This is a genomic window from Acidiphilium sp. PM (assembly GCF_000219295.1).
In the GTDB taxonomy this organism is placed as follows: domain Bacteria; phylum Pseudomonadota; class Alphaproteobacteria; order Acetobacterales; family Acetobacteraceae; genus Acidiphilium; species Acidiphilium multivorum.
The window spans coordinates 1-23,667 of the sequence record NZ_AFPR01000462.1; the positions used below are offsets into that span (position 1 = coordinate 1).

Here is a 23,667-nt window from a genome sequence, read left to right on the forward strand (position 1 = left end):
AGATAGCGCCCGCCGCGACCGAACTCGGCCTGGCGGCCGGGCGCGAAGATCGTGAGCGCGACGCCGGTATGGTAGCGATAGCCGCGGAACTCGACCGGGTCGATGGTCAGCCGCAGGGCGGGCATCAGGGCGCGGATGGCGGCGACGGTCGCGCTCAGCCGGTCCGCCAGGGCGCGGACCGGGGCGGGCAGGTCGATCGCGGCGAGGCGGACGATCGCGGTCTCGGCGGTGCCGGCGGCCTCCAGCAGGGCGAGCAGGGTGGGGGCCAGCGCGCCGCCATGGGCGGCGATCTCGGCGGCGTCCTTGCGGTCGAGCGCGCGGACGAGGGCGGCATGGGCCGAAGTGTCGCCCAGCAGGGCGGGGATCAGCGGCGGCATGGTCAGATCGACGCTGACCTCGCCGATGCCGGTGGCGGCGAGGGCGGCGGCGGCGGTGACGATGATCTCGGCGTCGGCCTCCGGCACGTCCGGCCCGATCAGCTCGATGCCGGCCTGTGCGACCTGGCGCTCGGGGGCGAGCTGCGAGCCGCGCACCAGCAGGCATTGCCCGGCATAGGCCAGGCGCAGCGGCCTGGCGGCGGCGGCGAGCCTTGTCGTGGCGATGCGGGCGATCTGCGGCGTGGTGTCGGCGCGCACGCCCATCATGCGCTGCGATTCGGGGTCCATCAGCCGGAAGGTCTGCTCGGCCACGGCGGCGCCGCTGCCGGCGAGCAGCGTGGTCTCGAACTCGACCAGCGGCGGCTTGACCCGCTGATAGCCATGCGCGCCGAAGCTCGCCGTCAGCGTTTCGGTCAGCCTTGCCTCGGCCTCGGCGTCCGGCGGCAGCAGGTCGGTGAAGCCCGCGGGCAGCAAAGCGGGGTGGGGCGGCAGGTCGTCGGTCATGTCGATGCGGGTTCCGGCGCGGCGTGGGGACGGCCCGAAGGGGCCGGTCTCGCGCGGCCTATAGCATCCGGTGCCGCCGGGGCCAATTCGGGGTGGAAATCGCCCGCGCCGCGTGGCAAGGTGATTTCAACCTAAGCGGGTATTTGATCGTGCTTTTCAACTCGGCTCTTTTCGTCTTCGGGTTTCTGCCGGTCTTTCTCGCCGGCTTCGCCCTGGCCGGGCGGATTGCCGGGGCGCGGGCGGCGCTCGGCGTGCTGCTGCTGGCGAGCCTCGTGTTCTATGGGTGGTGGAAGCCGGTGCTGCTGCCGCTGCTGGCCGGATCGATCCTCGGCAATTATCTGCTGGCGGGTGCGATGCGGCGCTCGCGCCGGAAGCGAGGCTGGCTCGTCGGCGGGTTGGCGGCGAACCTGCTGCTGCTGGGCTGGTTCAAGTATGCAGGGCTGCTGGCGGCGAGCGGGGCGGCGCTGCTCGGCCTGCCCGCGCCGGCGCTTTGCATCCTGCTGCCGCTCGGCATCAGCTTCTTCACCTTCCAGCAGGTGATGTATCTGGTCGATACCGCGCGCGGCGAGGTGCCGGAGTGCGGCTTTCTCGACTATGCCTGTTTCGTCGCCTTCTTCGCGCATCTGATCGCCGGGCCGATCGTCCGGCCAGGGGAGATCATCCCGCAATTCGCCCGCCATCGCGGCAGGGTGCGGCAGGAGGATCTCGCTTGCGGCATCGAGATCTTTCTCCTCGGCCTCGGCAAGAAGCTGGTGCTGGCGGACAGTCTCGCCCGTTTCGCCGATCCGGGTTTCGCCGCCGCCGCCGCAGGGCATTCGCTGTCGCTGATCGAGGCGTGGGTGGCGCTGCTCGCCTATGGCGCGCAGATCTATTTCGACTTCTCGGGCTATTCGGACATGGCGATCGGGCTGGCGCGGATGATCGGCATCGGCTTTCCGCTGAATTTCCGCAGCCCCTATCAGGCAGGCGACATCTCGGACTTCTGGCGGCGGTGGAACATCACGCTCTCGTTCTTCCTGCGCGACTATCTCTACATTCCGCTCGGCGGCAACCGGCGCGGCGAGGCGCGCCGCAATCTCAACCTGATGATCACCATGCTGCTCGGCGGGCTGTGGCATGGCGCGGCGTGGTCGTTCATGCTGTGGGGCGGGCTGCACGGGCTGTATCTCGTGATCCATCACCAGTGGCGGCGGTTTGGAACGCGCCTGCCGCGGTTGGTGGCGCAGGGGCTGACGCTGCTTGCCGTGCTGCTGGCCTGGGTGCCGTTCCGCGCCGAAAGCCTCTCCGCCTGCCGGATCGTGCTGCGCGGGCTTGTCGGCGCTGGCGGCGTGCTGCTGCCGCGCCAGATCATCGCCGCGATCCCCGCGCTCGGCGCGATTGCCAAGCCGGTCGCGGTGCTGCCCTGGCTCGGCGCGGCGCGGACGATGAGCGTGGTGCAGGGGAGCGCGCTGATCGCGCTGGCTTGGGGGATCATGCTGGGGGCGCGCGACATCCACACGCTCGGGGGGCGCGGGCGCGGCCTTGCGCTGATCGCCGGGTTCGCCTTCACCGCGCAGGCGCTGATCTTTGCGCCCTATGCGCGGCCTTTCATCTATTTCCAGTTCTGATGCGCCGGCTTGTTCTCTGCGCCATCGCCTCGCTCGCGCTCTATCTTGCCGCCTTTGCCTTCGTGCTCGACCGCCCGCTCTCGCTCGGCCTGCTGCGGCTGGAGATGCGCGAGAAGCTCGCCCGCGGCGCGGCGCTGCCTTCGCCGAAGCTGGTGATCCTCGCCGGGTCGAACGGGCCCTATTCGCATTCCTGCCGGGTGATCGGCGCGATGCTGGCGCTGCCTTGCGAGAGTGGCGGCATCGCCGTCGGCATCGGGCTCGATGATCTGTTCCTCCGCTGGCTGAAGCTGCTGCATCGCGGCGACATCGTCTATCTGCCGATGGAGGTGCAGCAATACGACATCAGCCGCGCGGCGAACCGGATGGATGTCGATGGCGCCATGCTCTTCCGCCACGACCGGGCGCTGCTGTGGCAAATGCCGCCGGGGCGGATACTTGGCGCCGCCTTCGACAACACCATGCCGGACGGGCTGGAGGCGCTGGCGGAGATGGCGGCGCGGGCGGCGGGGCTCGGCCATCTGCGCGCCCGCCTCGCCCGCGAGGAGGATGCGGAGGGCGACGAGATCGGCACCAGCCTTGCGACCGCCGACCGCGCCTTCCTCGCCGGGCTGCATCGGGTCGAGCCGTCGGCGCGGGCGATCCGGGACGGGTATGGCACGGTGCTGATCGGCCGGTTCGTCGCCGCCGCGGCGGCGCGGGGGGTGATCGTGATCGGCGGGCTGCCGACCGATTTCCGCGATGTCAGGCTGCCGCAGGCGGATATAAGCGCGATCGGCGGGGTCTATCGGCAGCATGGCGGGCGGTTTCTCGAACTCGCCAATCACAGCCGGTATCCGCGCACCGATTTCTACAACAGCGAGGACCACCTCGCACAGCCCTGCCAGTATTTTCACAGCATGCTGGTGGCGCGCGGCCTTGCCCGGCTGCTGCATCGCCGGCTGGTCGCGCCGGCGCCGGCGATGCTCAGCCTGGCGGCGACCTGCCCGCAAGAAACGCTGCCGCCCGCGCAACACAGCGTTCGAACATCGCGAGCGAGTCGAAGGGCAGGTCCTGGCCCTCCGGCGGGGTGACGAGCCCGCCCTCCAGCGCGCCGACTACCATCAGGTTGTCGCCCAGGCCGAAATCCTCGACCGCAATATCGCTAACGGGATCGGGCAGCGCGGCGATTTGGCGGCGGCTGCGCGCGGCGAAGGGCGTGGACGCGTTCGAGTAGCCGAAACAGGGCCGGCGGCGGCCGAGGAACCAGCCCAGCTCGACCAGCGTCCCGGCATCGGCGGAGGCGCCACGGAAGGGGGTGAGATGGGCGATGATGATGTCGCTGGCCTCCATCATCCCGACATCCTGCCGGAAGATCGCCCGCCACAGCGCCTCGCCCGGCTGGCGTTCGGGTGCCGGCGCATCCAGCGGGACGAGCGCATCGATGCCGTGGCCGGCGGCGATCGCGACCTTTCGCGCGGCATGGGCGTGCGCGTCGGGCAGGAACAGGTCCGGCCCGGCGAGATAGGCGACGGGCCGGCGAGTCAATGCGGTTCGTTCATCAGGCCGTAGCGGTGCAGCTTCCGGTAGAGCGTGTTGCGGCTGATGCCGAGGCTGGATGCCGTGGCGGCGATACGCCAGTGATGCCGTTCGAGTGCCGCGACGATCCGTTCGCGCTCGGGATCTTCCTCTGCCAGGGGCTGCGGCGGGACTGGGCCGTGCGCGGGCATGGTGCGGACGATCATGTGCGGGAGGTGATGCACCTCGATGCGCCCGGCTTCGGCGAAAGCCAGGGCGGTACGCAGCGTGTTGCGCAGTTCGCGGATATTGCCGGGCCAGTCGTGCTCGATCAGCGCCTGCATCGCGGCGGGGGTAATGGAGATCGATGCGCCCTCGCTTTCCTCGGCGCAGAGTGTCTCGATCAGGTCCTGCCGGTCAGAGCGTTGCCGCAAGGCGGGCATCGTCAGCGACAGGCCGTTGAGCCGGTAATAGAGGTCCATGCGGAACTCGCCGCGCGCCACCATCGCTTCAAGGTCGCGATGGGTGGCGCTGATGACCTTGATGTCCACCGGAGTCGGCGTGGAACTGCCGAGCGGCACGATCTCCTTTTCTTCCAGCAGCCGCAGCAGGCGGGCCTGAATGGAGAGCGGCATGTCGCCGATTTCGTCGAGGAACAGCGTGCCGCCATGCGCGGCCACCGCCTTGCCGCGCATGCCGCCCGGCCGCGCGCCGGTGAAAGCGCCGGTTTCGTAGCCGAACAGTTCGCTTTCGATGAGCTGCTCGGGAATTGCCGCGCAACTCATTGCGACGAACGGCGCGGCATGGCGATTGCTCGCGCGGTGAATCGCGCGGGCGAAGGTATCCTTCCCGGTGCCGGTCTCGCCGAGGAGCAGGATGTTGATGTCCCGGTTCATGACGCGCTCGGCGCGCCACACGTTGTGCGCCATGGCCCGGTCGGCGCCGGCCAGCGCCACGAGTTCCCGCGGCTCAGGCTTGCGTTGCCGCATCTCGGCCGGCGGCCGCAGCGGTGCGCGCTCCACCAGCGCATTGCGCGCGCTGACGACGGCGCGGGCGCGGGCGCGGGTCTGTTTCGCCGGCCAGACGCTGGCATAGCCGTGCCTGTCGTTTCCGTGCGCGATCGGCCAGATGGCGAAGGGCTGGGTTTCGGCATGCTCCAGCAGACGGTCCAGCGAAATGTCGAAGACTTCGGCCACGCTGCGACCGACCAGCGTATTGTATCCGGCGGCGCCCAGCATCGAGGGCACGGAATTGTCAACCGCGCGGATCAGTCCGTCCGAATCAACCGCCAGGAGGGAATCATACGGCAGGCCGACGAGTTCGGGGCGCTCATGGAAGCGCATGATCATGCAGTCACGGAAACTGTTGGTGAAATGCAGTTGCTCGATGATGCGCGCCGACATGCTGACGAGTGCGATCGTCGGCACCTGGGCGGCGCGGCTGTCATCACAATCAAGGCATGTCGCGTCGATCGCGCCCAGCAGCCTGCCGTTCGCGCCCCAGATCGGCGCTGCCGAACAGGTCATCCGGCTGTTGCGGGTGAAGTAATGTTCCTCGCGATGCACAACGCGTGAACGCCGGTCGTGCAGCGACGTCCCCGGACCGTTCACGCCGGCGTGCTGCTCGTCCCACATGTAGCCAGGCATCATGTTTGCGGCACGCGCCCGCTCGGCATTCGCGGCATCGGTGAACACGTCGAGCACGGTGCCGTCGGCATCGGTCAGCATCAGAACGTAGCGCGATGCCGTGGCGGACTGGGCGACCTGCTGGCTGATCTGGCCAAGCAGCCTGTGCATCTCGACCCGGCCGAGGCGCTCGAACAACGCATGTTCCTCGCGGATCTGCCGCAGCGCCGCGCCGCCCACATGAACGGCTGCCGGCGGGGCTTCGGGATTCAGCCTGTAATCGTCTCGGCATCGCCGCCAGGCGGCTTCGATGTAGTCCTCGCGTCCGGCGGAACCGCTTGCCGCACGGCTTGATTTTGCGGCGGACGTCGCCGCCGCGTACATCATGTCATGACTTGCGTCGGTCATCTTGCGGCCACTCCCCTGACCGAATTTTACGGCCTGTGCCATTGCCGGTCTGAACGCCGGATTGAATTGCAACAGTCTGGCGGGGCAGAGTGTTCCACACAAATTACAGATTGTCACCCCGATTTGCTTGTGTCGTGACAAGTCTGTTCCGCGACTCAAGGATAATCGCTGGCTTTGGCTCCTAGCTTGGGCTGGCACGGGAATTGCTGGTGATGGTCCCAGCCGGGCAATCCGGTACGCGTCAAACGTCCGTCGCCGATGCCCGCGGGGCCCCGGCGCGCATTTGGAGGGAGCGTAATGACAAGACTTGGGACAAAATCGCTGAAGCGGTCGCTGCTGGCGGCCAGTTTCGGCATTCTCGGGGCAGGGGCGCTTGTGCTGTCCGCGCAGGCGGCCACGTCGGGTAGCGCCAACGAGTCGCTGCTGCAGATGCAGAAGAACCCCAATGACTGGGTGATGCCGACCGGCACCTACAACAACTGGCGCTACAGCACGCTTGACCAGATCAACTCGAAGAACGTCAAAAACCTGCAGGTCGCCTGGACGATGTCGACCGGCACGGATCGCGGTCTCGAGGGCCAGCCGATCGTCATCGGCGACATGATGTATTACGAGACGTCGTATCCGAACTACGTATATGCAGTGAACCTGAACCATCCGGACCAGATCGCGTGGAAATATACGCCGCCACGTGATTCCAACGCGCCGCCGGTTGCCTGCTGCGACGTCGTGAATCGCGGCCCGGCCTATGGCGATGGCATGATCTTCGTCGATGCGCTGGACGCCCGGCTCTATGCGCTCAACGCGAAGACCGGCAAGGTCGTCTGGTCTGCCGACAATGGCCATCCGAAGGACGGCCAGACCATGACCGGCGCGCCGATGGTTGTCGGCAACAACGTGATCGTCGGTATCGCCGGCGGTGAATACGGTGTCCGCGGCTACATCACCGCCTACAACATCCACACCGGCAAGATGGTCTGGCGCGGCTACAGCGAGGGACCTTCCAAGGACACGCTGATCGATCCGGCGACGACGATCAACGGCGCGACCGGCAAGCCCGTCGGCCCGCATTCGAGCATCAAGACCTGGAAGGGTGACGAGTGGAAGGTCGGCGGCGGCACGACCTGGGGCTGGTATTCCTACGATCCGAAGCTCAACCTGATCTATTACGGGTCGGGCAACCCCGGCACCTGGAACCCGAGCCAGCGCCCGGGCAAGAACCGCTGGTCGATGACCATCTGGGCCCGCAACCCCGAGACCGGCAAGGTCAAGTGGGTCTACCAGATGACCCCGCATGACGGCTGGGACTATGACGGCGTGAACGAGATGGTTCTCGTCAACGTCAAGTATCACGGCAAGGAAGTCCCGGCGCTGGTGCATTTCGACCGCAACGGCTTCAGCTATGTCATGAACCGTGAGAACGGCAGCCCGATCGCGATCCACAAATACGATCCGTCGGTGAACTGGGCGACCGGCATCAACCCGAAGACCAACGAGCCGATCGTCGACCCGGCGAAGATGACCGAAGCGGGCAAGGACGTGAAGGACATCTGCCCGTCGTCGCAGGGTGACAAGGACGAACAGCCCGTCTCCTACGATCCGAAGACGGGCCTGTTCTACGCTCCGCTGAACCACCTGTGCATGAGCTACCAGGCGTTCAACGTGAAGTACAAGGCGGGCTTCCCGTTCGTCGGCGCCATCGTGAACATGATCCCGGGACCGGGTGGCTATCGCGGCCGGTTCATTGCCTACAACCCGATGACCGGCAAGACCGAGTGGCAGATTCACGACATGTTCCAGGATTGGGGCGGTGCGCTGACCACGGCGGGCAATGTCGCGTTCTACGGCACGTTGAAGGGGATGTTCCGCGCGGTCGACATCAAGACCGGCAAGATCCTCTACCAGTTCAAGACGCCGTCCGGCATCATCGGCAACCCGATCACCTACATGCATGACGGCAAGCAGTATGTCGCGGTGCTGAGCGGTGTGGGTGGCTGGGCCGCGATCGGCATGGCGGACAACCTGCACAAATCGTCGGCCGGCCTTGGTGCCGTGGGTCTGAACGCGACCCTGACCGACTATACGAACCTTGGCGGCACGCTGATGGTGTTCTCGCTGCCCTCGAAAGTGGCCAGCGCGAACTGAGTCGCGTCGTGACCATCCAGCCCGGGTTGCTCCCCTGCCCGGGCTGGAGCTTTTTTCTTCCAGTCCGCCTCCGGTGGACGCCCGGCGACTACAGGTACCGGCCCCCGCGGTCGGTCATGCTGACGGAGTGAAACCCATGAAATCGTCAATGACCCGCTGGATCATGTTCGCGGGCTGTGCCGCCTTCTTCGCCGCCGCGCCAAATGGCGTCGCAGCGGCCAGCACAACCGCTCAGCCCTCCAACAACAGCCACGTGCTGCGCGTGTGCGCCGATCCCAACTACCTGCCCTACTCGAACCGGGCGGGGCAGGGATTCGAGAACAAGATCGCCGAACTCGTCGCCAAGGCGATGGGCCGGAAGCTCGAATACACCTGGGCCAGTTACCGGATGCATGGCGGCTTCTCGAACTTCCTCGCTCTCAATCTCGATGCGCACAAATGCGATGTCGTCATGAACCTGCCGACGGGCGACAACGAGGAAATGGCGACCAAGCCGTATTATCGCTCTTCGTATGTGTTCGTGACCCGCAAGGGCAAGCATTTGCATATCCGCTCGATGCGATCGGTTTCGATGCACGCGATCAAGATCGGCTTCGAGGCCGGCACGACGCCCGAGACGGCGATCAAGATGCTTGGGCTGATGGAGAATGCCGTCGCCTTCCATGTCGCGAGCAATCCGAACGCCTCGCCGCGGCAGCTTCTGCAGGCGGTTCAGGATGGCAAGGTCGGTGTCATGGTGACCTGGGAACCGGCGATCGGCGCCTTCATGAAGGATTTCCCCGGCCTGCAGATGCGCCGGGTGCCTTCGGAGGAATATGCGCCCGGTCTGCCGCAGGTGAATTACACGTATTCGATGTCAATGGGCGTGCGGAAAGGTGACAAGGCACTGCGTGCCGCGCTCGACAAGGTGATCGCGACCCACAAGAGCGAGATCGGCGCGACCCTTGCCAAGTTCAATGTGCGCCTGCTGCCCAACCCCAGGCACTTCAACTACTCGAACAACTAACAGTCCCAGTGACGAACCGTAGCACGAGAAAGAGTGAGGCATGACCAAGAGTTCGATTACTACCTTCATTGGCGCCACTGCGACCGGCGTTCTCGCGGCCGGGCTGCTCGGCGCCGTGGCTCTCGCCGCCAGCGGTTCCGGCTCGATGCCCAAGGGCGAGCAGATTGCCAAAGGCAGCGACTGCTTCTCCTGTCACGCCATAAACCAGAAGGTCGTCGGTCCGGCCTTCGATGCCGTTGCCAAGAAGTTCGCCGGCCAGTCCGGCGCTGAAGACACGCTGGTAAACGCGATCCGCAAGGGGCATGTCGGCACCTGGGGCAAGATCCCGATGCCGCCGCATCCGAAACTTTCGGATGCGCAGACCAAGGAAATCGTCTCCTGGATCCTGAGCCTCAAGAGCGCCAAGGCCGCCAGCGCACCGGCATCGAGCGGGAAGACCTACACCTATACGGTGAAGGGCAAGAAGGTGAAGGTCGATTTCCCGATCTTTCAGCCCGGCACCGACAAGGTCACCAAGGACGTCTTCCGCGGCTACGAGCTGTTCAATTCCTACTGCTTCCGCTGCCATGGCGAGGATGCCGTGGGCGGTTCCTACGCGCCCAACCTGCGCGCCTCGCTCAACAACGGCATGACCGAGGCCGGCTTCACCAATGTCGCGATGACGGGGCGCAAGGCGAAGGGCATGCCGAGCTGGGCCGGCTTCTTCACCCCGCACCAGATCCACGTGATCTACCAATACGTCAAGGCCCGCGCTGTCGGCGCCGTCGGCACCGGCACGCCGAAACAATGACGGGGCAGGGCGTCGCGCTGTTCCGCCACCAGACATAGTCACAAGGGAGTTCGAAACATGGCCATTGCACTGCACCCTTCCATCGACCACGGCGTCAAGCCGGGCTCGTCAACCTTCGCCGGCGGCACGCTGCGCTGCCACTGCCCGAGCCATCAGGTGGTGGTGCGCGTCGACTCGCAGACCGCCCATAACCACGCCTGCGGCTGCTCCAAATGCTGGAAGCCGGCGGGTGCGAAGTTCTCGATCGTCGCGGTGGTGCCGCGGGACAAGGTTCGCGTCGTCGAGAATGGCAACAAGCTGCACATCGTCGATCACAACGCGGTCATCCAGCGCCATGCCTGCCGCGAATGCGGCGTGCACATGTTCGGCCGCATCGAGAACAAGGACCATCCTTTCTACGGGCTCGACTTCGTGCATACCGAGCTGTCGTCGGATCAGGGCTGGTCGGCGCCCGAATTCGCCGCCTTCGTCTCCTCGGTGATCGAGCAGGGCACGCCGCCCTCCGAGATGGGCGCCATCCGCGCCCGCTTGAAAGAACTCGGCCTTGAGCCGTATGACTGCCTTTCGCCGCCGCTGATGGATGCCATCGCGACCCATGTCGCGAAAGCCAACGGCAAGCTCGCGGCCTGACGCGTCAAGGAGGATAACAACGATGGATGTTCGCGCCGCGATTGCGTGGAAGGCCGGCGAAAAACTGGAGCTCGGCACGGTCAGGCTGGATGGGCCGAAGGCGGGCGAGGTGCTGGTGGAAGTCAAGGCCACCGGCATCTGCCACACGGATGAATACACGCTGTCGGGCGCGGACCCCGAAGGCCTCTTTCCGGCCATCCTCGGGCACGAGGGTGCTGGTATCGTGGTCGATGTCGGTCCCGGCGTGACCAGCGTGAAGAAGGGCGATCACGTGATTCCGCTCTACACGCCGGAATGCCGGCAGTGCAAATCCTGCCTCTCGCGCAAGACCAATCTCTGCACCGCGATCCGTGCGACCCAGGGCAAGGGCGTGATGCCGGACGGCACCTCGCGCTTCTCCTGCGACGGCGAGCCGGTGATGCACTACATGGGCTGCTCGACCTTCGCCAACTACACCGTGCTGCCGGAAATCGCGGTGGCGAAGGTGCGCGAGGACGCGCCCTTCGACAAGATCTGCTATATCGGCTGCGGGGTGACCACCGGCATCGGCGCGGTGATCAACACCGCCAAGGTGCAGCCGGGCGATAACGTGGTCGTCTTCGGTCTCGGCGGGATCGGCCTGAACGTGATCCAGGGGGCGCGCCTCGCCGGTGCGAACATGATCGTCGGCGTCGATCTCAACAACGGCCGCAAGCCGATGGCCGAGAAATTCGGCATGACGCATTTCGTCAACCCGGCCGAGATCGGCGAGGATCTCGTGCCCTATCTCGTCAACCTGACCGATGGCGGCGCCGATTACTCCTTCGAGTGCATCGGCAATGTGAAGGTGATGCGCCAGGCGCTGGAATGCTGCCATCGCGGGTGGGGCACCTCGATCATCATCGGGGTGGCCGGCGCGGGGCAGGAGATCTCGACCCGGCCGTTCCAGCTGGTGACCGGTCGCAACTGGCGCGGCACCGCCTTCGGCGGCGCGCGCGGCCGCACCGACGTGCCGAAGATCGTCGACTGGTACATGAACGGCAAGATCAACATCGACGACCTGATCACCCATGTGCTGCCCTTCGAGCAGATCAACGAAGGCTTCGAACTGATGCGCAAGGGCGAGAGTATCCGCAGCGTCGTCGTCTACTGATGTCGAGACGGCTCAGCCTGCTCGCCGTGTCCCTTCTCGGGGGCACGGCGTTCGCCACTCCGGCGTTCGGACAGAACGCGAAACCCCTGATCGTTCCCTCGCCGGGCGAGATCGCGATCCACAAGATCGTGGTCAGCGCGACCCGTACCCGGGAGGCGAGTTTCAACGTTCCGGTTTCGATATACAGTATCTCCGGTAGGCAGGTCAGTTTCGCCAACGCGGAAGAGAATCTCAGCGAGACGCTGAATCGCGTGCCCGGCATCGACGTGCAGAACCGGCAGGACTATGCGCAGGGATTGCGCATCACCTCGCGCGGCTTCGGCGCGCAGACACCGTTTGGCGTGCGGAATATCCGCATCCTCGTCGATGGAATGCCACTGACCGGTCCGGACGGAACGACCGACTCCGAGGTGATCGACCTTGGCGACATCAGCCGGATCGAGGTTCTGACCGGCCCGTTCTCCGTCCTGTACGGCAATGCCTCGGGTGGAGTGATCCAGGTCTTCAGCAAGAACGGCCCGACCCGCCCCACGGTCGGTGGCAGCGTGATTGCGACGTCCTATGGCGGATGGCGCGTCGGCGCGACCTATGGCGGCACCGCACGCTGGGGATCTGACGGTTCGTTCAACTACATGATGAACGCGTCGGATTTCTATACTGGCGGATACCGCCAGCATAGTGCCGCGCGGCGCCAGCAGTTTTATGGCAAATTCCGTGTGCAGGTCAGCCCGAATACCAGCTACACGCTGCTGATCGACGGCCTGAACGAACCGTATTCGGAAGACCCGGGCGGCCTGACTGCTGCGCAGTATCATGCCAATCCGCGCCAGGCCGGCACCGGTGCCGATGCGTTCGGGACCCGCAAGGTGCTGCGCCACCTGCAGTTCGGCCTCGTCTTCAAACACCGCTTCAACGCACAGAACAGCGTCCGCGTGGTGGTTTACGAGGCGACCCACTCAGTGCTGCAATTCCTGCCCTTTACCGGCAGCTACGCGGCTTCCGGCGGCGGCGTGGTGGATCTTGCCCGAAAATCCGGTGGCATCGACGCGTCCTGGACCCACAGGGACGAGGTTGCCGGCGTTCCGGTCACACTCATCACCGGTGTGGATTTCGGCTACGAACAGCAGCACCGCAAGGGCTATGTCAACGAGTTCGGCTCAATCGGCGCATTGCGTCGCAACGAGCAGGATGTCGCCCGCAATGTCGCCGAATACGCGCAGGTGAACGCCCACGTTGCCAAGCGCACGACTTTGGTCGTCGGTCTTCGGCACAGCAACGATTATTACAGCGTGACCGACAATTACGTGACCAGCACGCTGACCAACGACTCGGGATCGGTCAGCTATGGAAACACGAGCTTCGTTGCCGGCGCCACCTATCACCTGACGCCGACCACCAATCTCTACGCCGACTATGGCGAGGGTTTCGAAACGCCGACGCTCGACCAGCTCGCTTACCTGCCCAACGGTCTCGCGGGGTTCAATTCCGCCCTGCGCCCCACGACCAGCCAGAACTTCGAGGCGGGGATCAAGAGCCTGATCGGTGCGGATACCTATCTCCAGCTCGCGGTGTTCCACATTCACACCAACAACGAGATCGAGGTGTCTTCCTCGAAGGACGGACGTACCGCTTATTCGAACCAGGGGCAGACGGCGCGCAACGGCGTCGACGTCAGCCTCGATACGTATCTGCCTCACCATGTCGAGCTCTACGGCTCCTATTCGCTGCTGAAGGCGCACTTCCTTGCCAACCAGTTCGCCGGCAGGTCATTGCCCGGCGTGCCGGACCAGCGGATCTACGGCGAACTGGACTGGCATGATCCGTCGACCGGATTCTATGCCCAGGCGAATGGTCAGTGGCAGAGCCGGATGTATGTCGACTCGCAGAACTCGGCCTACGCGGCGGGCTACTTCACCGCTGGCATCGCCGGGGGTTTCCGGCAGAACCTTGGGCCGATCCGGTTCAATGAATTCGCTCGCATCAACAATCTCTTCAACCGCACCTATGTGGGTGCGGTCGTGATCGCCGCGAGCAATGCCGCCTATTACGAGCCGGCGCCAGGGCGCAACTTCGTGATCGGGATGCGGGCACGTTACCGGTTCTGACCGCTCTCGCGGTCAGAACAGTTTCCCGGGGTTGAGCATCGCGGCCGGATCGAGCGCCGCACGGATCCTGCGCATGATCTCCCGCTCGGCCGCTGACCGCAGTTGCCCGAAGGCGTGGGTCTTGATTTGTCCGATGCCATGCTCGGCGGAAAAGCTGCCGCCGAGTTCCATGACGATGGCGTTCACATCCTCCATCAGGTCCTCGCCGCGCGCGGCGAAGGCTGCAGCGTCGCCATCCTCGGGCTGCAGGGCGTTCAGGTGGATGTTGCCATCGCCGATATGTCCGAATGCAACCATGCGGGCGCCGGGATGGCGGGCGCCGAGCATCGCTGCGGCGCGTGCAAGCAGGCTCGGTACTGCCGCGACCGGGACTGAAACATCGTTCTTCACCGAGGCGCCGGCCCGACGCTGCGACTCCGAAAGATGCTCGCGGATAGCCCAGAACGCCGCCCGCTGTGCCTCGGATTCGGCGATCGCTGCATCGGTGATCACACCGGCTTCAAGCGCGTCTGCCAGCACGGCTTCCATCGTCTCCCGCAGCGGATCGCGTCTGCGGGTCGTCGCCAGTTCGAGCAGCACATAGTGCGGTGAAGCCGTTTCGAGCGGGAGCCGGAAGTCCGGCATGTATGACTGGTTCACGGCCATGGCGGCGCCGGAGATGTATTCGAATGCGTAGAGCGCGGCTTCGTCTTCGTCGCGGAACCGGGCAAACAGGTCGAGCGCAGCCTCGACGCTGGGGATCGCGCAGAAACAGGTCTGCCGTTGGCGCGGTGCCCGCGCGAGGCGCAGCACGGCGGCGGTGACGATGCCGAGCGTTCCTTCGGCGCCGGCGAAAAGCTGGCGCAGCGCATAGCCGGTATTGTCCTTCCGCAGCCGGCGCAGTCCGTTCCAGATCGTGCCGTCGGCCAGTACCACCTCCAGCCCCAATACGAGATCGCGGGCGTTGCCGAAACGCAGGGTGTTGTTGCCGCCGGCGTTGGTCGAGATGACACCGCCGATCTGCGCGGACCCTTCCGAGCCGATCGAAAGCGGCAGCAGGGCACCTGCGTCGCGCGCCGCGTCCTGGGCCGCACGGAGCGTGACCCCGGCCTCCACTTCCATGGTGAGCCCCGCGGCATCGATGGCGCGCACGGCATTCATCCGCGAGAGCGAAAGCACGAGTTCCGCCCCGTCCCGCGACGGCACGGCGCCTGCGACCATCGACGTGTTGCCGCCCTGGGGCACGACAGGAACGCCGGCCGCCGCGCAAAGTCGCAGCGCGGCCGCAACACCCGCCGTGTCGCGCGGCCGCAGAACCGCGCGGGGCATGTTGCTGACGAGGCCGCGCCAGTCCGTGCCGAAGGGGGCGATGTCTTCAGGGGCGATGATGACCCCTCCGGGGCCAAGCGCGGCGGCGAGGTGGTCGAGCAGATTGATCATGAGCCGACTATATCGCCTGTGCCAGCCGAGCCAAGGCAGTCCATGCTGGTCATGTTGCTCCGTTTGGGAACATCGCGCCTGGGGCCATACACGAAAGCTTGATCCTTCTGGCGACTATGATAGCGTTATCAGGCAGCCACGGGCGTGCGATGGTGTCCTCGTACCCTTGAGGCAGCTTCACTTCGAACTGGGGAGACGTTCATGAGAACCGACCAAATGAAGTCACGCTCTGGCCTTGCCCGCCTCGCCGGCGGCGTTGCGGCCGCGGCCATGGCCGTTGGCATCGCGGGAATCGCCCATGCCGGTGCCGTCTCGAACACGACGCCGACGCCGAAGGATTACACCAGCACGGCGAGCAGCAACTCGACCTGGATTCTCGGTGCCAAGAATTACGACAACAACCGTTATGTCGATATCGGCCAGATCACGCCGGCCAACGTTGCGCAGCTGAAGCCGGTCTGGACGTTCCATATCTCGGACAATGGGCCGATCGAGGCCGCGCCGGTGGTCTGGGACGGCACCGCCTATATCACCTCCGCCCACGACCATGTTTACGCGATCGATGTGAAGACCGGAAAGCTGAAATGGCAGTTCTCCGACAATCCCCACGTCATTTCCTTCGCTGCCAATCGTGGTGTCACGCTGCTTGATGGCAAGGTTTATCTTGCGACGCTCGACGGCCACCTGATCGCGCTGAACGCGACCACCGGCAAGAAGGTGTTCGACAAGGTGGAAGTGTCCGACACCGCGAACTCGTTCTACACGATGCAGCCGCTGCCCTACACCAACCCGAAGACCGGCAAGACGGTGCTGCTGCTCGGCATCTCGAACGGCGACTGGGGTGGAATCGGCACGATCCAGGCGATAAACCCTGCCAATGGCGCGGTCGAATGGAAGTATGAAACCATTCCGGGCCCGGGCCAGAAGGGTAACAAGACCTGGAGCGGCGACTCCTGGAAGCGCGGCGGCGGCGCCGTGTGGACGATGATGGCGCTCGACCCGAAGACCGGCATCCTCTATGCCAATGCCGGCAACCCGCAGCCGGACTTCAACGGCCCGGCGCGCAAGGGTTCCAACCTCTATTCCGACAGCCTGCTCGCCATCAACATCTCCGGCGCGAAGCCGAAGATGGTCTGGGCCCACCAGTTCATCCCGCATGACACGCATGACTGGGATCCGGTGATGCCGCCGATCCTGTTCACCGGGAAGGTGGACGGCAAGGAGATGCCGCTCGTGGCCGACGGCGACAAGGCCGGCAATTTCTGGCTGCTGAACTCGCAGACCGGCAAGCTGGTGAACCACCTCGCCGTCAGCATGCAGTACAACCAGAACACGGAGCCAAGCCTGAAGGGCAACGTGGCCTGCCCGAACACCAATGGCGGCGTCGAATACAACGGCGGCAGCTACGACCCGAAGACCAACATGATCTACCTGCCAAGCTCGAACGAGTGCGGCTTCTGGCGGGCGACGAAGAACGTGGTCTACATCGCCGGGCAGTTCTATCTCGGTGGCGCGTTCCCGAAATTCGTCGGGCCGAACACCGGGCAGTTCAACGCGATCGACGTGAATACCGGCGTCTTCGCGTGGCGTAAACCCTCGAAACTGCCGATGGCGGGCGGCGCTCTCTCGACCTCGACCGGCCTCGTCTTCACCGGCCTCGAGAACGGTGATTTCGATGCCTATGACGCGACGTCCGGCAAGAAGCTGTGGAGCTACGATACCGGCTCCCCGATCATCGCGCCGCCGGTCGCCTTCACCCAGGGCAAGACCGAATACGTCGCGGTTGCATCCGGTCAGGCGGGCAACCAGGAACTGCCCAACATGCCGAAGACCAACAAGGGAACCATGCTGACCATGTTCGCGCTGTCGAAGTGATGGCGAAAGGCGGTCTTCTGCGTTTTCTGGCTGCGGGGGCGGTTCTTGCCGCCCTCGCGGTGCCTTCCGGCCTCGCTGCGACACCCGCCTCGGACCATGCACGGGCCGAGGCGGCGCTGTCGAATATCCGAGCCGCGGTCGCGGCAATCATGGATGCCGAGAACGACGCCACCAACGGTCCCGCCCGCTATGTCCAGGCGGCGCACCGGGCGATCAATCTTCTGGTCGGCCGCGGGGATAGCGCCTTCGATCCCGCCGCCGGCGATCACGGCGATCCCGTCGGGGCGATCGGCGAGGTCAATCACCTGCTCGATCGTCGGGCGACGCCGCCGTTCGTGCCCGCGCTACACGGGGTTCTTGTGAACCTCCAGTCTGCGGTGGCGAATCTCGGCGACGCGGCCAAGGCGCATGGCCTTGGCGCGTATCAGAACGATGTCTCTCAGGCGCTCCAGACCATGGAAATCGCCGAGGGGCGTTCTGGAACGTTCGACGTGTTCGGCGGCATGCGCGGGGCCATCGCCAATACCGAACTCGGTGTGCCGGCTGGTGCGCCGACAGAGAATGGCTGTGCCGCTCCGCATGTGGCAGGCTACGGGCTGTGGCATGGCTGGCTGGTATGGCATGCCGTCAAGCTCGACGGTGGCCCGATCGCCACCGCCGGCAGTTCGATCGTGAAGAAGGAAGGTTCGATGCTCGTGCTATACACTCCGGCCGCCGCGATGGTGCATCATCTCTGTGCCGCCGATGTGAAACATCATGCCGCTACCCATGCGTCGGTGCAGCATGCCTCGGTCCAGGTGACCAAAGCGCCGGCGGCCCGGCTCATCAGGGTTGCGGACACGGGCGGCGACGGCGCCGTCTCGTACACGATGGCGCAAGCTACGGCAGGCAAGACGGTGTATTCGACGCATTGCGCGAGCTGCCACGGCGCCAATCTGCAGGGCGTTGCCGCACCGGCCATCGCCGGCAAGGAATTCCTCACGACTGCGCACACTAACGGCTACTCGGTCTCGATCCTCAATACGATCGTGACCCAGAACATGCCGTTCAACGATCCGGGCTCACTCAAACCCAGCGAATATGCCGACGTGATGGCCTATCTGTTGGCATCAAACTGCTTCCCGGCTGGAAAGACGGCTTTCCCAACCAATCCGGGCAGCCATTTCGGGACAGTGAAGCTTTCTATTCCGGCGCATCCGGCCGGCACGCCCGACAAGAATGGCGTTTGTCCGGTAAAATAATCGCGACACAGTTCGTGCCGCTCTCGGGTCGGCCCGGCCGGACACCACTATCCGGCCGGGCCTTCTTTATCGTGCGGCGCTGTCAGACGATGCCGGCGCGCCGCGTGTAGTCGCCGAACCCTTCGCCCGGCTGGCGGTCCTTCGCATAGGCGGCAATGACCGGCGCGAGGGAGGCGAGGATTTCCGCCTCGCCGACATTCTCGCGGTAGACCGTGTTGAGCCGCGAGCCGTCGGCAGCGCCGCCGAGCATCAGGTTGTATTTGCCGGGGTTGCGGCCGACCAGGCCAATCTCCGCGATGTAGGGCCGGGCGCAGCCATTGGGGCAGCCGGTCATGCGGATGGTGATCTTTTGCTCCGCAAGGCCGTGATCCGCGAGAATCCCGTCGATCTTCGCGACCAGCGTCGGCAGGTAGCGCTCGCTCTCGGCCAGAGCGAGGCCGCAGGTGGGCAGGGCGACGCAGGCCATCGCCCCTTCGGCGAGGCGCGACACGTCCTGACCGACCGCATGTTCCGCCAGGATCGCGTCGATCGCGGCGCGCTCGGCATCGTTCGCGCGAGCGATGATGATGTTCTGGTTGGTGGTCATCACGATCGCGCCGGTATCGATGAAGCCGGGCAGGGCGGCGATGGCGGCGAGGGCGGATTTCAGCCGCGCATCGTCGCGGTCGGCGATGCGGCCGTTGACGATGTGCAGGGTGAGGTGGTGGTGGCCCTCGGCGTCGGTGGTCCAGCCGAGCTGGTCGTGATTGCCGGCGAAGGCGAAGGGGCGGGCGGGTTCCAGCGGGGCGCTCATCCGGCGGTTGACCTCGGCGCGGAACCAGTCGAGCCCGCGCGTGTCGATCGTGTATTTCAGCCGGGCGTGCTTGCGGTTGGCGCGGTCGCCGAAATCGCGCTGGGTGGTCAGCACCGCCTCGGCGGACTCGACCAGCAGATGCGCTGGGCAATAGCCGATCACGTCGCCCACCCGCGGATAGGTCTCCGGCTCGCCATGCGTCGCCCCCATGCCGCCGCCGACCACGACGTTATACCCGGCGATCACCCCGTTCTCGACGATGGCGATGTAGGAGAGATCGTGGGCGAAGACGTCGACATCGTTCGAGGGTGGCACGGCGATGGCGATCTTGAACTTGCGCGGCAGGTAGGTCGCGCCGTAGATCGGCTCGGCCTCGGGCTCGCCGCCGAGCACCCGCTCGTCGCCGATGAACACCTCGCGCCAGGCGCCGGTGCGCGGCAGGAAATGCGCCGAGAGCACCCGCGCCGCTTCCGCCGCCTCGGCATGGGCGCGGGAGAGATAGGGGTTGGCGGTGGAGATCACGTTGCGGTTCACATCGCCGCAGGCCGCGATCGTGTCGAGCAGGGCGGCGTCGATCGCCCGCAGCGCGGCGCGCACGTTCGACTTGATGATGCCGTGGAACTGCACCGTCTGCCGCGTGGTCACGCGGATGGTGCCGTTGGCCCGCTCGTCGGCGATGCGGTCGAGTGCGAGATACTGGCGCGGCGTCAGCACGCCGGCGGGAATCCGCAGCCGGGCCATGAACATGTAGGCGCGGTCGAGCTTGCGCTTCGCCCGCTCGGGGCGCAGGTCGCGGTCGTCCTGGACATACATGCCGTGGAACTTGACGAGCTGGCCGCCATCCTCGGTGAGACCGCCGAGCGCCTGCTGGCCGAATTCCTCGATCAGCGTGCCGCGGAGAAAGTCGCTCCGCGCCTTGATGTCCTCGTTGCGGGAGAGTTGAATGACGTCACGATCCGCCATGGTGGAATCTTTCGGTTAGCGTTGTCGGGTCAGGCGGCCTGGCCGGCGCGGTCGAGGAAGATGCCGCATTCGGTCTTGCTGGTGCCGCTCCAGCGGCCGGCGCGCGGCGGCTCGCCGGGGCGCACGCGGCGGGTGCAGGTGGCACAGCCGATCGAGGGGAAGCCCTCCGCCTCCAGCGGGTGGCGCGGCAGGCGCCGGGCGGCGAAATAGGCGTCGATATCGGCGCGCTCCCAGTCATGCAGCGGGTTGACGATGGTCCGCCCGTCCGGCCCGGTCTCGATCGGCAGGATGCGCGCCCGCTGGTCGGACTGGGTGCGCTTGCGGCCGGAAATCCACGCCTCGAACCCGTCGAGGGCGGCATCCAGCGGCATGGTCTTGCGGATGGTGCAGCAGAGATCGGGGTCGCGCCCGAACAGCGCGCCATCCGGATCGAGCGCGGCGAGATGCGCGGGGTCCGGCCGGATGGTGCGGACATCGTGCAGCCGCAGCCGGGCGATCAGCGCGTTGCGATAGGCGATCGTGTCGGGAAACAGCTTGCCGGTTTCAAGGAAGATCACCGGCAGGGCGCGGTCGATCCTTGCCGCCATGTCGAGCAGCACGGCCGATTCGGTGCCGAAGGAGGAGACCAGCGCGATCCTGCCGTGATGGGCGTGCAGTGCGGCGCGCAGCATGTCCAGCGTCGCACGCGCGCGGTCGGAGACGGGTTCGCTCATCAGTAGACGTCCTTCTTGTAGCGGCCGGCGGCGATCAGCGCATCGAGTGCTGCCTGGCCCTTCGCGGCGTCATCGCCGCCGAGGATGCGCGCGAGTGTGGCGTCGACATCGCGGGCCATCGCCTTGGCGTCGCCGCAGAGATAGAGCGTCGCGCCCTCGGCGAGCTGGGCTTGCAGCGCCGCGCGCCGCTCCCACAGCACGTGCTGCACGTAGCGCTTCTCGGGCTGGTCGCGCGAGAAGGCGAGGTCGATCTCGTTCAGCACGCCGCTCTTCAGCCAGTCCTGGATTTCGAGCTGGTAGAGGAAGTCGTGGGTGAAGCGGCGATGGCCGAAGATCAGCCAGGTCCGGCCGGACGCGCCGGTCGCCTCGCGCTCCTGCAGGAAGGCGCGGTAGGGGGCGATGCCGGTGCCGGCGCCGATCATCACGATCGGCGCGGAAGAATCTTCGGGCAGGTGGAAATGCGGGTTCGCCTTGATGTGGATGGGCAGCGTGTCGCCCTCGCGCAGCCGCTCGGCGACCATGCCGGAGGCGACGCCGAGCCGCGTCCGGCCGGCACTTTCATAGGCGACCTTGGCGATGGCGAGATGCGCCGCATCGCCCACGAGCTTCTGCGAGGAGGCGATGGAGTAGTAGCGCGGCGGCAGCTTGCGCAGCAGGCCGGCGAGCTGGCCGGCATCGAGACGGTGCGGAAACGCCTCGAACAGGTCGAGCGGCTGGCGCCCGGCGATGAAGGCGGTGCGCGCCGCCTCGTCGGCGGCGAGGGTGGCGAGCTTCGCCTCGCCGGTCAGCGCGGCATAATCGGCAATCAGCTTCGGGGTCAGGGTGGTGATGTCGCGCTCGCGGATCAGCGCCTCGCGCGCCGCGGCGTCGCCGGCAAGGCCGGTCGCGCCGAGGATCGCATCGGCGAGCGAAGGCGCGTTGGTCGGCGCGATGCCCAGCGTGTCGCCCGGCTCGTAGCTCAGGCCGGAGCCGGTGAGGTCGAGTTCGAGATGCAGCGTCTCGCTCTCCGAGCGCGACGAGGTGATCGGGTGCAGCGCCGCAACCTCCGCCTCGAACGGGTTGGCCTTGCTGATCTCCACCCCTTCGGCGCGGTGGAAATCGACATGGATGACCGAGCCGGCATCGGCCTGCGGGGCGAGCGCGGTGAACAGGCTGTCGATGAACGTCGCGGCCGGGGCCTCGTAGTCGAGATCGCAATCGAGCCGGGGGGCGATGCGGCGGGCGCCGAGCGCCTCAAGCCGCGCGTCGATCTGCCGGCCGGTCTCGCAGAACTGCGCGTAGGAGGAATCGCCGAGGGCGAGCACGGCGAAGGTGACGCCCTTCAGCGCCGGCGCGTCCTCGGCCAGCAGGGCGCGCATGAACGGGGCGGCGCGCTGCGGCGCCTCGCCCTCGCCCCAGGTCGAGGCGATGACCAGCAGGTTCTCGGCCTCGGCCAGCGCGGCGGGGGCGATGTCCGCCATGTCCAGCACCCGGGGGGCGAAGCCGCGCTTCTGCGCGTCCTTCTTCGCGGCATTGGCCAGCGCCTCGGCATTGCCGGATTCGGTGGCGAACAGGATGGTGAGTTTGGTCTTCGCCGCCGGCGGTGCGGCGGGGGCGGCGGCGTCGCCCTTCGCGGCGTCGATCCCGGCGAGGAAGCCGGCGAGCCAGGCGCGCTGCGTGCTGGAGGCGCGGCCGATCACCTTGTCGAGAACGGCGATGTCCTCGGGGGCGAAAGGGGCGGAACGGGGCAGGGCGGCGATGCGGGTCATGATGTCAACCTTGTGCGGAGCGGATCGAGGGTTCGGCTTCCGGGCGGTGCGGCGCGAGCATCGCGCCGATTCCGGCGACGGGACCGACGATCACCAGTGTGGCGGCCGGCGGCAGGGTGGCGGCGATGGCGGCGGCGGCGCCGATCGTGGTGTGGACGACGCGCTCGCGCGGCGTCGTCGCGTCGAGCAGGAAGGCGAGCGGGTCGGTCGGGCTGCGGCCGCCGGCGATCAGGGCGGCGGCGATCCGGCCGATATTCTGCCGCGCCATGTAGAGCACCAGCGTATCGGCGGCGCGGCCGAGTGCCGCGAAATCCACCTCGCCGCCGGCCGGCCCCGCCTCGCCGGTGGCGAAGACCACGCTGCGGGCGACACCGCGATGGGTGATCGGCATATGCGCCGCACTCGCGGCGCCGATGCCGGCGGAAATGCCGGGGATGACGCGGAAGGGGATGCTCGCCGCGGCGAGGGCGAGGCACTCCTCGCCGCCGCGGCCGAACACGAACGGATCGCCCCCCTTCAGGCGCAGCACCCGCAGGTCCTGCCGGGCGAGGGCGATCAGGTCCTCGTTGATCGAGAGCTGCGGCGTGTGGATGCCGCCGGCCCGCTTGCCCGCCGGCACCAGCCGCGTCGCCGCCGGGGCGAGGGCGAGGATTTCCGCCGGCACCAGCGCGTCGTGCAGGATCACGTCGGCGGTCTCGATCGCGTGCAGCGCCGCCAGCGTCAGCAGCGCGGGGTCGCCGGGGCCGGCGCCGGCCAGCCAGACGCTGCCGGGGGCGAATGCGGGATGTCGGATCATGCGAGCCAGCCTTCTTCCTCGACGAGAGTGGCGATCCGCCGTGCGGCCTCGGGCATTTTCACGCCCTCCTGCTGCCAGGCGCGGCGCAGCGCGCGGACATGTGCGACGCGGTCGGCCCATTCCGGGCCGAACCGGGTTTCGAGATCGCGCCGCAGCACGCCGGCAAGCCCGGGGGCGGCGCCGGCGGTGGAAATCGTGAGCAGCAGGTCGCCGCGGCGGATTTCGGCGACCGAGTGGAAATCGCAGAAGGGCAGCACGTCCTCGACATTGACGAGCACGCGCGCCGCCCGCGCCCG

At 66.5% G+C, this 23,667-nt stretch carries 19 protein-coding genes; 10 read left to right on the plus strand and 9 right to left on the minus strand.

All coding sequences use genetic code 11. The features are described from left to right. On the minus strand, positions 1-881 hold an 881-nt coding region (locus APM_RS13980; RefSeq protein WP_007424016.1), incomplete at its 3' end, for an ATP phosphoribosyltransferase regulatory subunit. A 149-nt stretch (positions 882-1,030) separates the two neighbouring features. On the opposite strand from APM_RS13980, the gene APM_RS13985 reads away from it, so the two are divergent. Beyond that, complete coding sequence (locus APM_RS13985; protein WP_035185759.1) at positions 1,031-2,488, plus strand: MBOAT family protein; 1,458 nt, start codon at positions 1,031-1,033, stop codon at positions 2,486-2,488. After that, on the plus strand, positions 2,488-3,558 hold the full coding sequence (locus tag APM_RS13990; protein WP_007424018.1) for a hypothetical protein: 1,071 nt from the start codon (positions 2,488-2,490) through the stop codon (positions 3,556-3,558). Before APM_RS13985 ends, APM_RS13990 begins: the two co-directional genes overlap by 1 nt. Here APM_RS13990 and APM_RS13995 read toward each other — a convergent pair. Together APM_RS13995 and APM_RS14000 are read right to left on the minus strand one after the other, a co-directional pair. Then, positions 3,452-4,012, minus strand: coding sequence for a nucleoside 2-deoxyribosyltransferase (locus tag APM_RS13995; RefSeq protein WP_012040314.1), 561 nt, complete (start codon positions 4,010-4,012; stop codon positions 3,452-3,454). The two genes, APM_RS13990 and APM_RS13995, sit on opposite strands and share 107 nt — an antisense overlap. Beyond that, positions 4,009-6,015 (minus strand): sigma-54-dependent Fis family transcriptional regulator, encoded by a 2,007-nt coding sequence (locus APM_RS14000; RefSeq protein ID WP_007424020.1) that lies wholly within the window; start codon positions 6,013-6,015, stop codon positions 4,009-4,011. The genes APM_RS13995 and APM_RS14000 overlap by 4 nt, the downstream gene beginning before the upstream one ends. A 297-nt stretch (positions 6,016-6,312) precedes the next feature. On the opposite strand from APM_RS14000, the gene APM_RS14005 reads away from it, so the two are divergent. The 6 genes from APM_RS14005 to APM_RS14030 all read left to right on the plus strand — a co-directional run bounded on the left by APM_RS14005 (position 6,313) and on the right by APM_RS14030 (position 13,823). Continuing rightward, entirely contained in the window at positions 6,313-8,160 is a 1,848-nt protein-coding gene (locus APM_RS14005) for a methanol/ethanol family PQQ-dependent dehydrogenase (RefSeq protein ID WP_007424019.1), read from the plus strand. Positions 8,161-8,308: 148 nt separating this feature from the next. After that, entirely contained in the window at positions 8,309-9,166 is an 858-nt protein-coding gene (locus APM_RS14010) for a quinoprotein dehydrogenase-associated putative ABC transporter substrate-binding protein (RefSeq protein WP_013641027.1), read from the plus strand. A 40-nt stretch (positions 9,167-9,206) separates the two neighbouring features. Next, entirely contained in the window at positions 9,207-9,956 is a 750-nt protein-coding gene (locus tag APM_RS14015) for a c-type cytochrome (protein ID WP_007424022.1), read from the plus strand. A gap of 57 nt (positions 9,957-10,013) precedes the next feature. After that, the gene (gfa, locus tag APM_RS14020; RefSeq protein ID WP_007424023.1) at positions 10,014-10,586 is read left to right on the plus strand and encodes an S-(hydroxymethyl)glutathione synthase; all 573 of its coding nucleotides are present in this window, start codon (positions 10,014-10,016) and stop codon (positions 10,584-10,586) included. A gap of 22 nt (positions 10,587-10,608) precedes the next feature. Then, complete coding sequence (locus APM_RS14025) at positions 10,609-11,718, plus strand: S-(hydroxymethyl)glutathione dehydrogenase/class III alcohol dehydrogenase (RefSeq protein ID WP_007424024.1); 1,110 nt, start codon at positions 10,609-10,611, stop codon at positions 11,716-11,718. Then, positions 11,718-13,823 carry a TonB-dependent receptor gene (locus APM_RS14030; RefSeq protein WP_007424025.1) on the plus strand — a complete coding sequence of 702 codons (2,106 nt, stop codon included), beginning with the start codon at positions 11,718-11,720 and terminating at the stop codon, positions 13,821-13,823. Before APM_RS14025 ends, APM_RS14030 begins: the two co-directional genes overlap by 1 nt. Before the next feature lie 12 nt (positions 13,824-13,835). Here APM_RS14030 and APM_RS14035 read toward each other — a convergent pair whose 3' ends face one another. Beyond that, on the minus strand, positions 13,836-15,242 hold the full coding sequence (locus tag APM_RS14035) for an FAD-binding oxidoreductase (RefSeq protein ID WP_007424026.1): 1,407 nt from the start codon (positions 15,240-15,242) through the stop codon (positions 13,836-13,838). Positions 15,243-15,458: 216 nt separating this feature from the next. Here APM_RS14035 and APM_RS14040 point away from each other — a divergent pair, with 216 nt between their 5' ends. Together APM_RS14040 and APM_RS14045 are read left to right on the plus strand one after the other, a co-directional pair. Then, positions 15,459-17,117, plus strand: coding sequence for a PQQ-binding-like beta-propeller repeat protein (locus APM_RS14040; protein WP_007424027.1), 1,659 nt, complete (start codon positions 15,459-15,461; stop codon positions 17,115-17,117). Between the two features lie 149 nt (positions 17,118-17,266). After that, positions 17,267-18,358: a cytochrome c gene (locus tag APM_RS14045; RefSeq protein ID WP_241763165.1), complete on the plus strand. Its 1,092-nt coding sequence runs from the start codon at positions 17,267-17,269 to the stop codon at positions 18,356-18,358. A gap of 82 nt (positions 18,359-18,440) precedes the next feature. Here APM_RS14045 and APM_RS14050 read toward each other — a convergent pair whose 3' ends face one another. The 5 genes from APM_RS14050 to APM_RS14070 all read right to left on the minus strand — a co-directional run. Then, entirely contained in the window at positions 18,441-20,114 is a 1,674-nt protein-coding gene (locus APM_RS14050; protein ID WP_007424029.1) for an NADPH-dependent assimilatory sulfite reductase hemoprotein subunit, read from the minus strand. Between the two features lie 29 nt (positions 20,115-20,143). Further along, positions 20,144-20,827 carry a phosphoadenylyl-sulfate reductase gene (locus APM_RS14055; RefSeq protein ID WP_007424030.1) on the minus strand — a complete coding sequence of 228 codons (684 nt, stop codon included), beginning with the start codon at positions 20,825-20,827 and terminating at the stop codon, positions 20,144-20,146. Then, a complete protein-coding gene (locus tag APM_RS14060) occupies positions 20,827-22,575 on the minus strand; it encodes a sulfite reductase flavoprotein subunit alpha (protein WP_007424031.1) in 1,749 nt (582 codons plus the stop codon). The genes APM_RS14055 and APM_RS14060 overlap by 1 nt, the downstream gene beginning before the upstream one ends. A gap of 4 nt (positions 22,576-22,579) precedes the next feature. Beyond that, a complete protein-coding gene (gene cobA / locus APM_RS14065; protein ID WP_007424032.1) occupies positions 22,580-23,371 on the minus strand; it encodes a uroporphyrinogen-III C-methyltransferase in 792 nt (263 codons plus the stop codon). After that, the coding region (locus tag APM_RS14070) for a bifunctional precorrin-2 dehydrogenase/sirohydrochlorin ferrochelatase (protein WP_007424033.1) at positions 23,368-23,667 on the minus strand (300 nt) is incomplete at its 5' end. The genes cobA and APM_RS14070, both read right to left, overlap by 4 nt.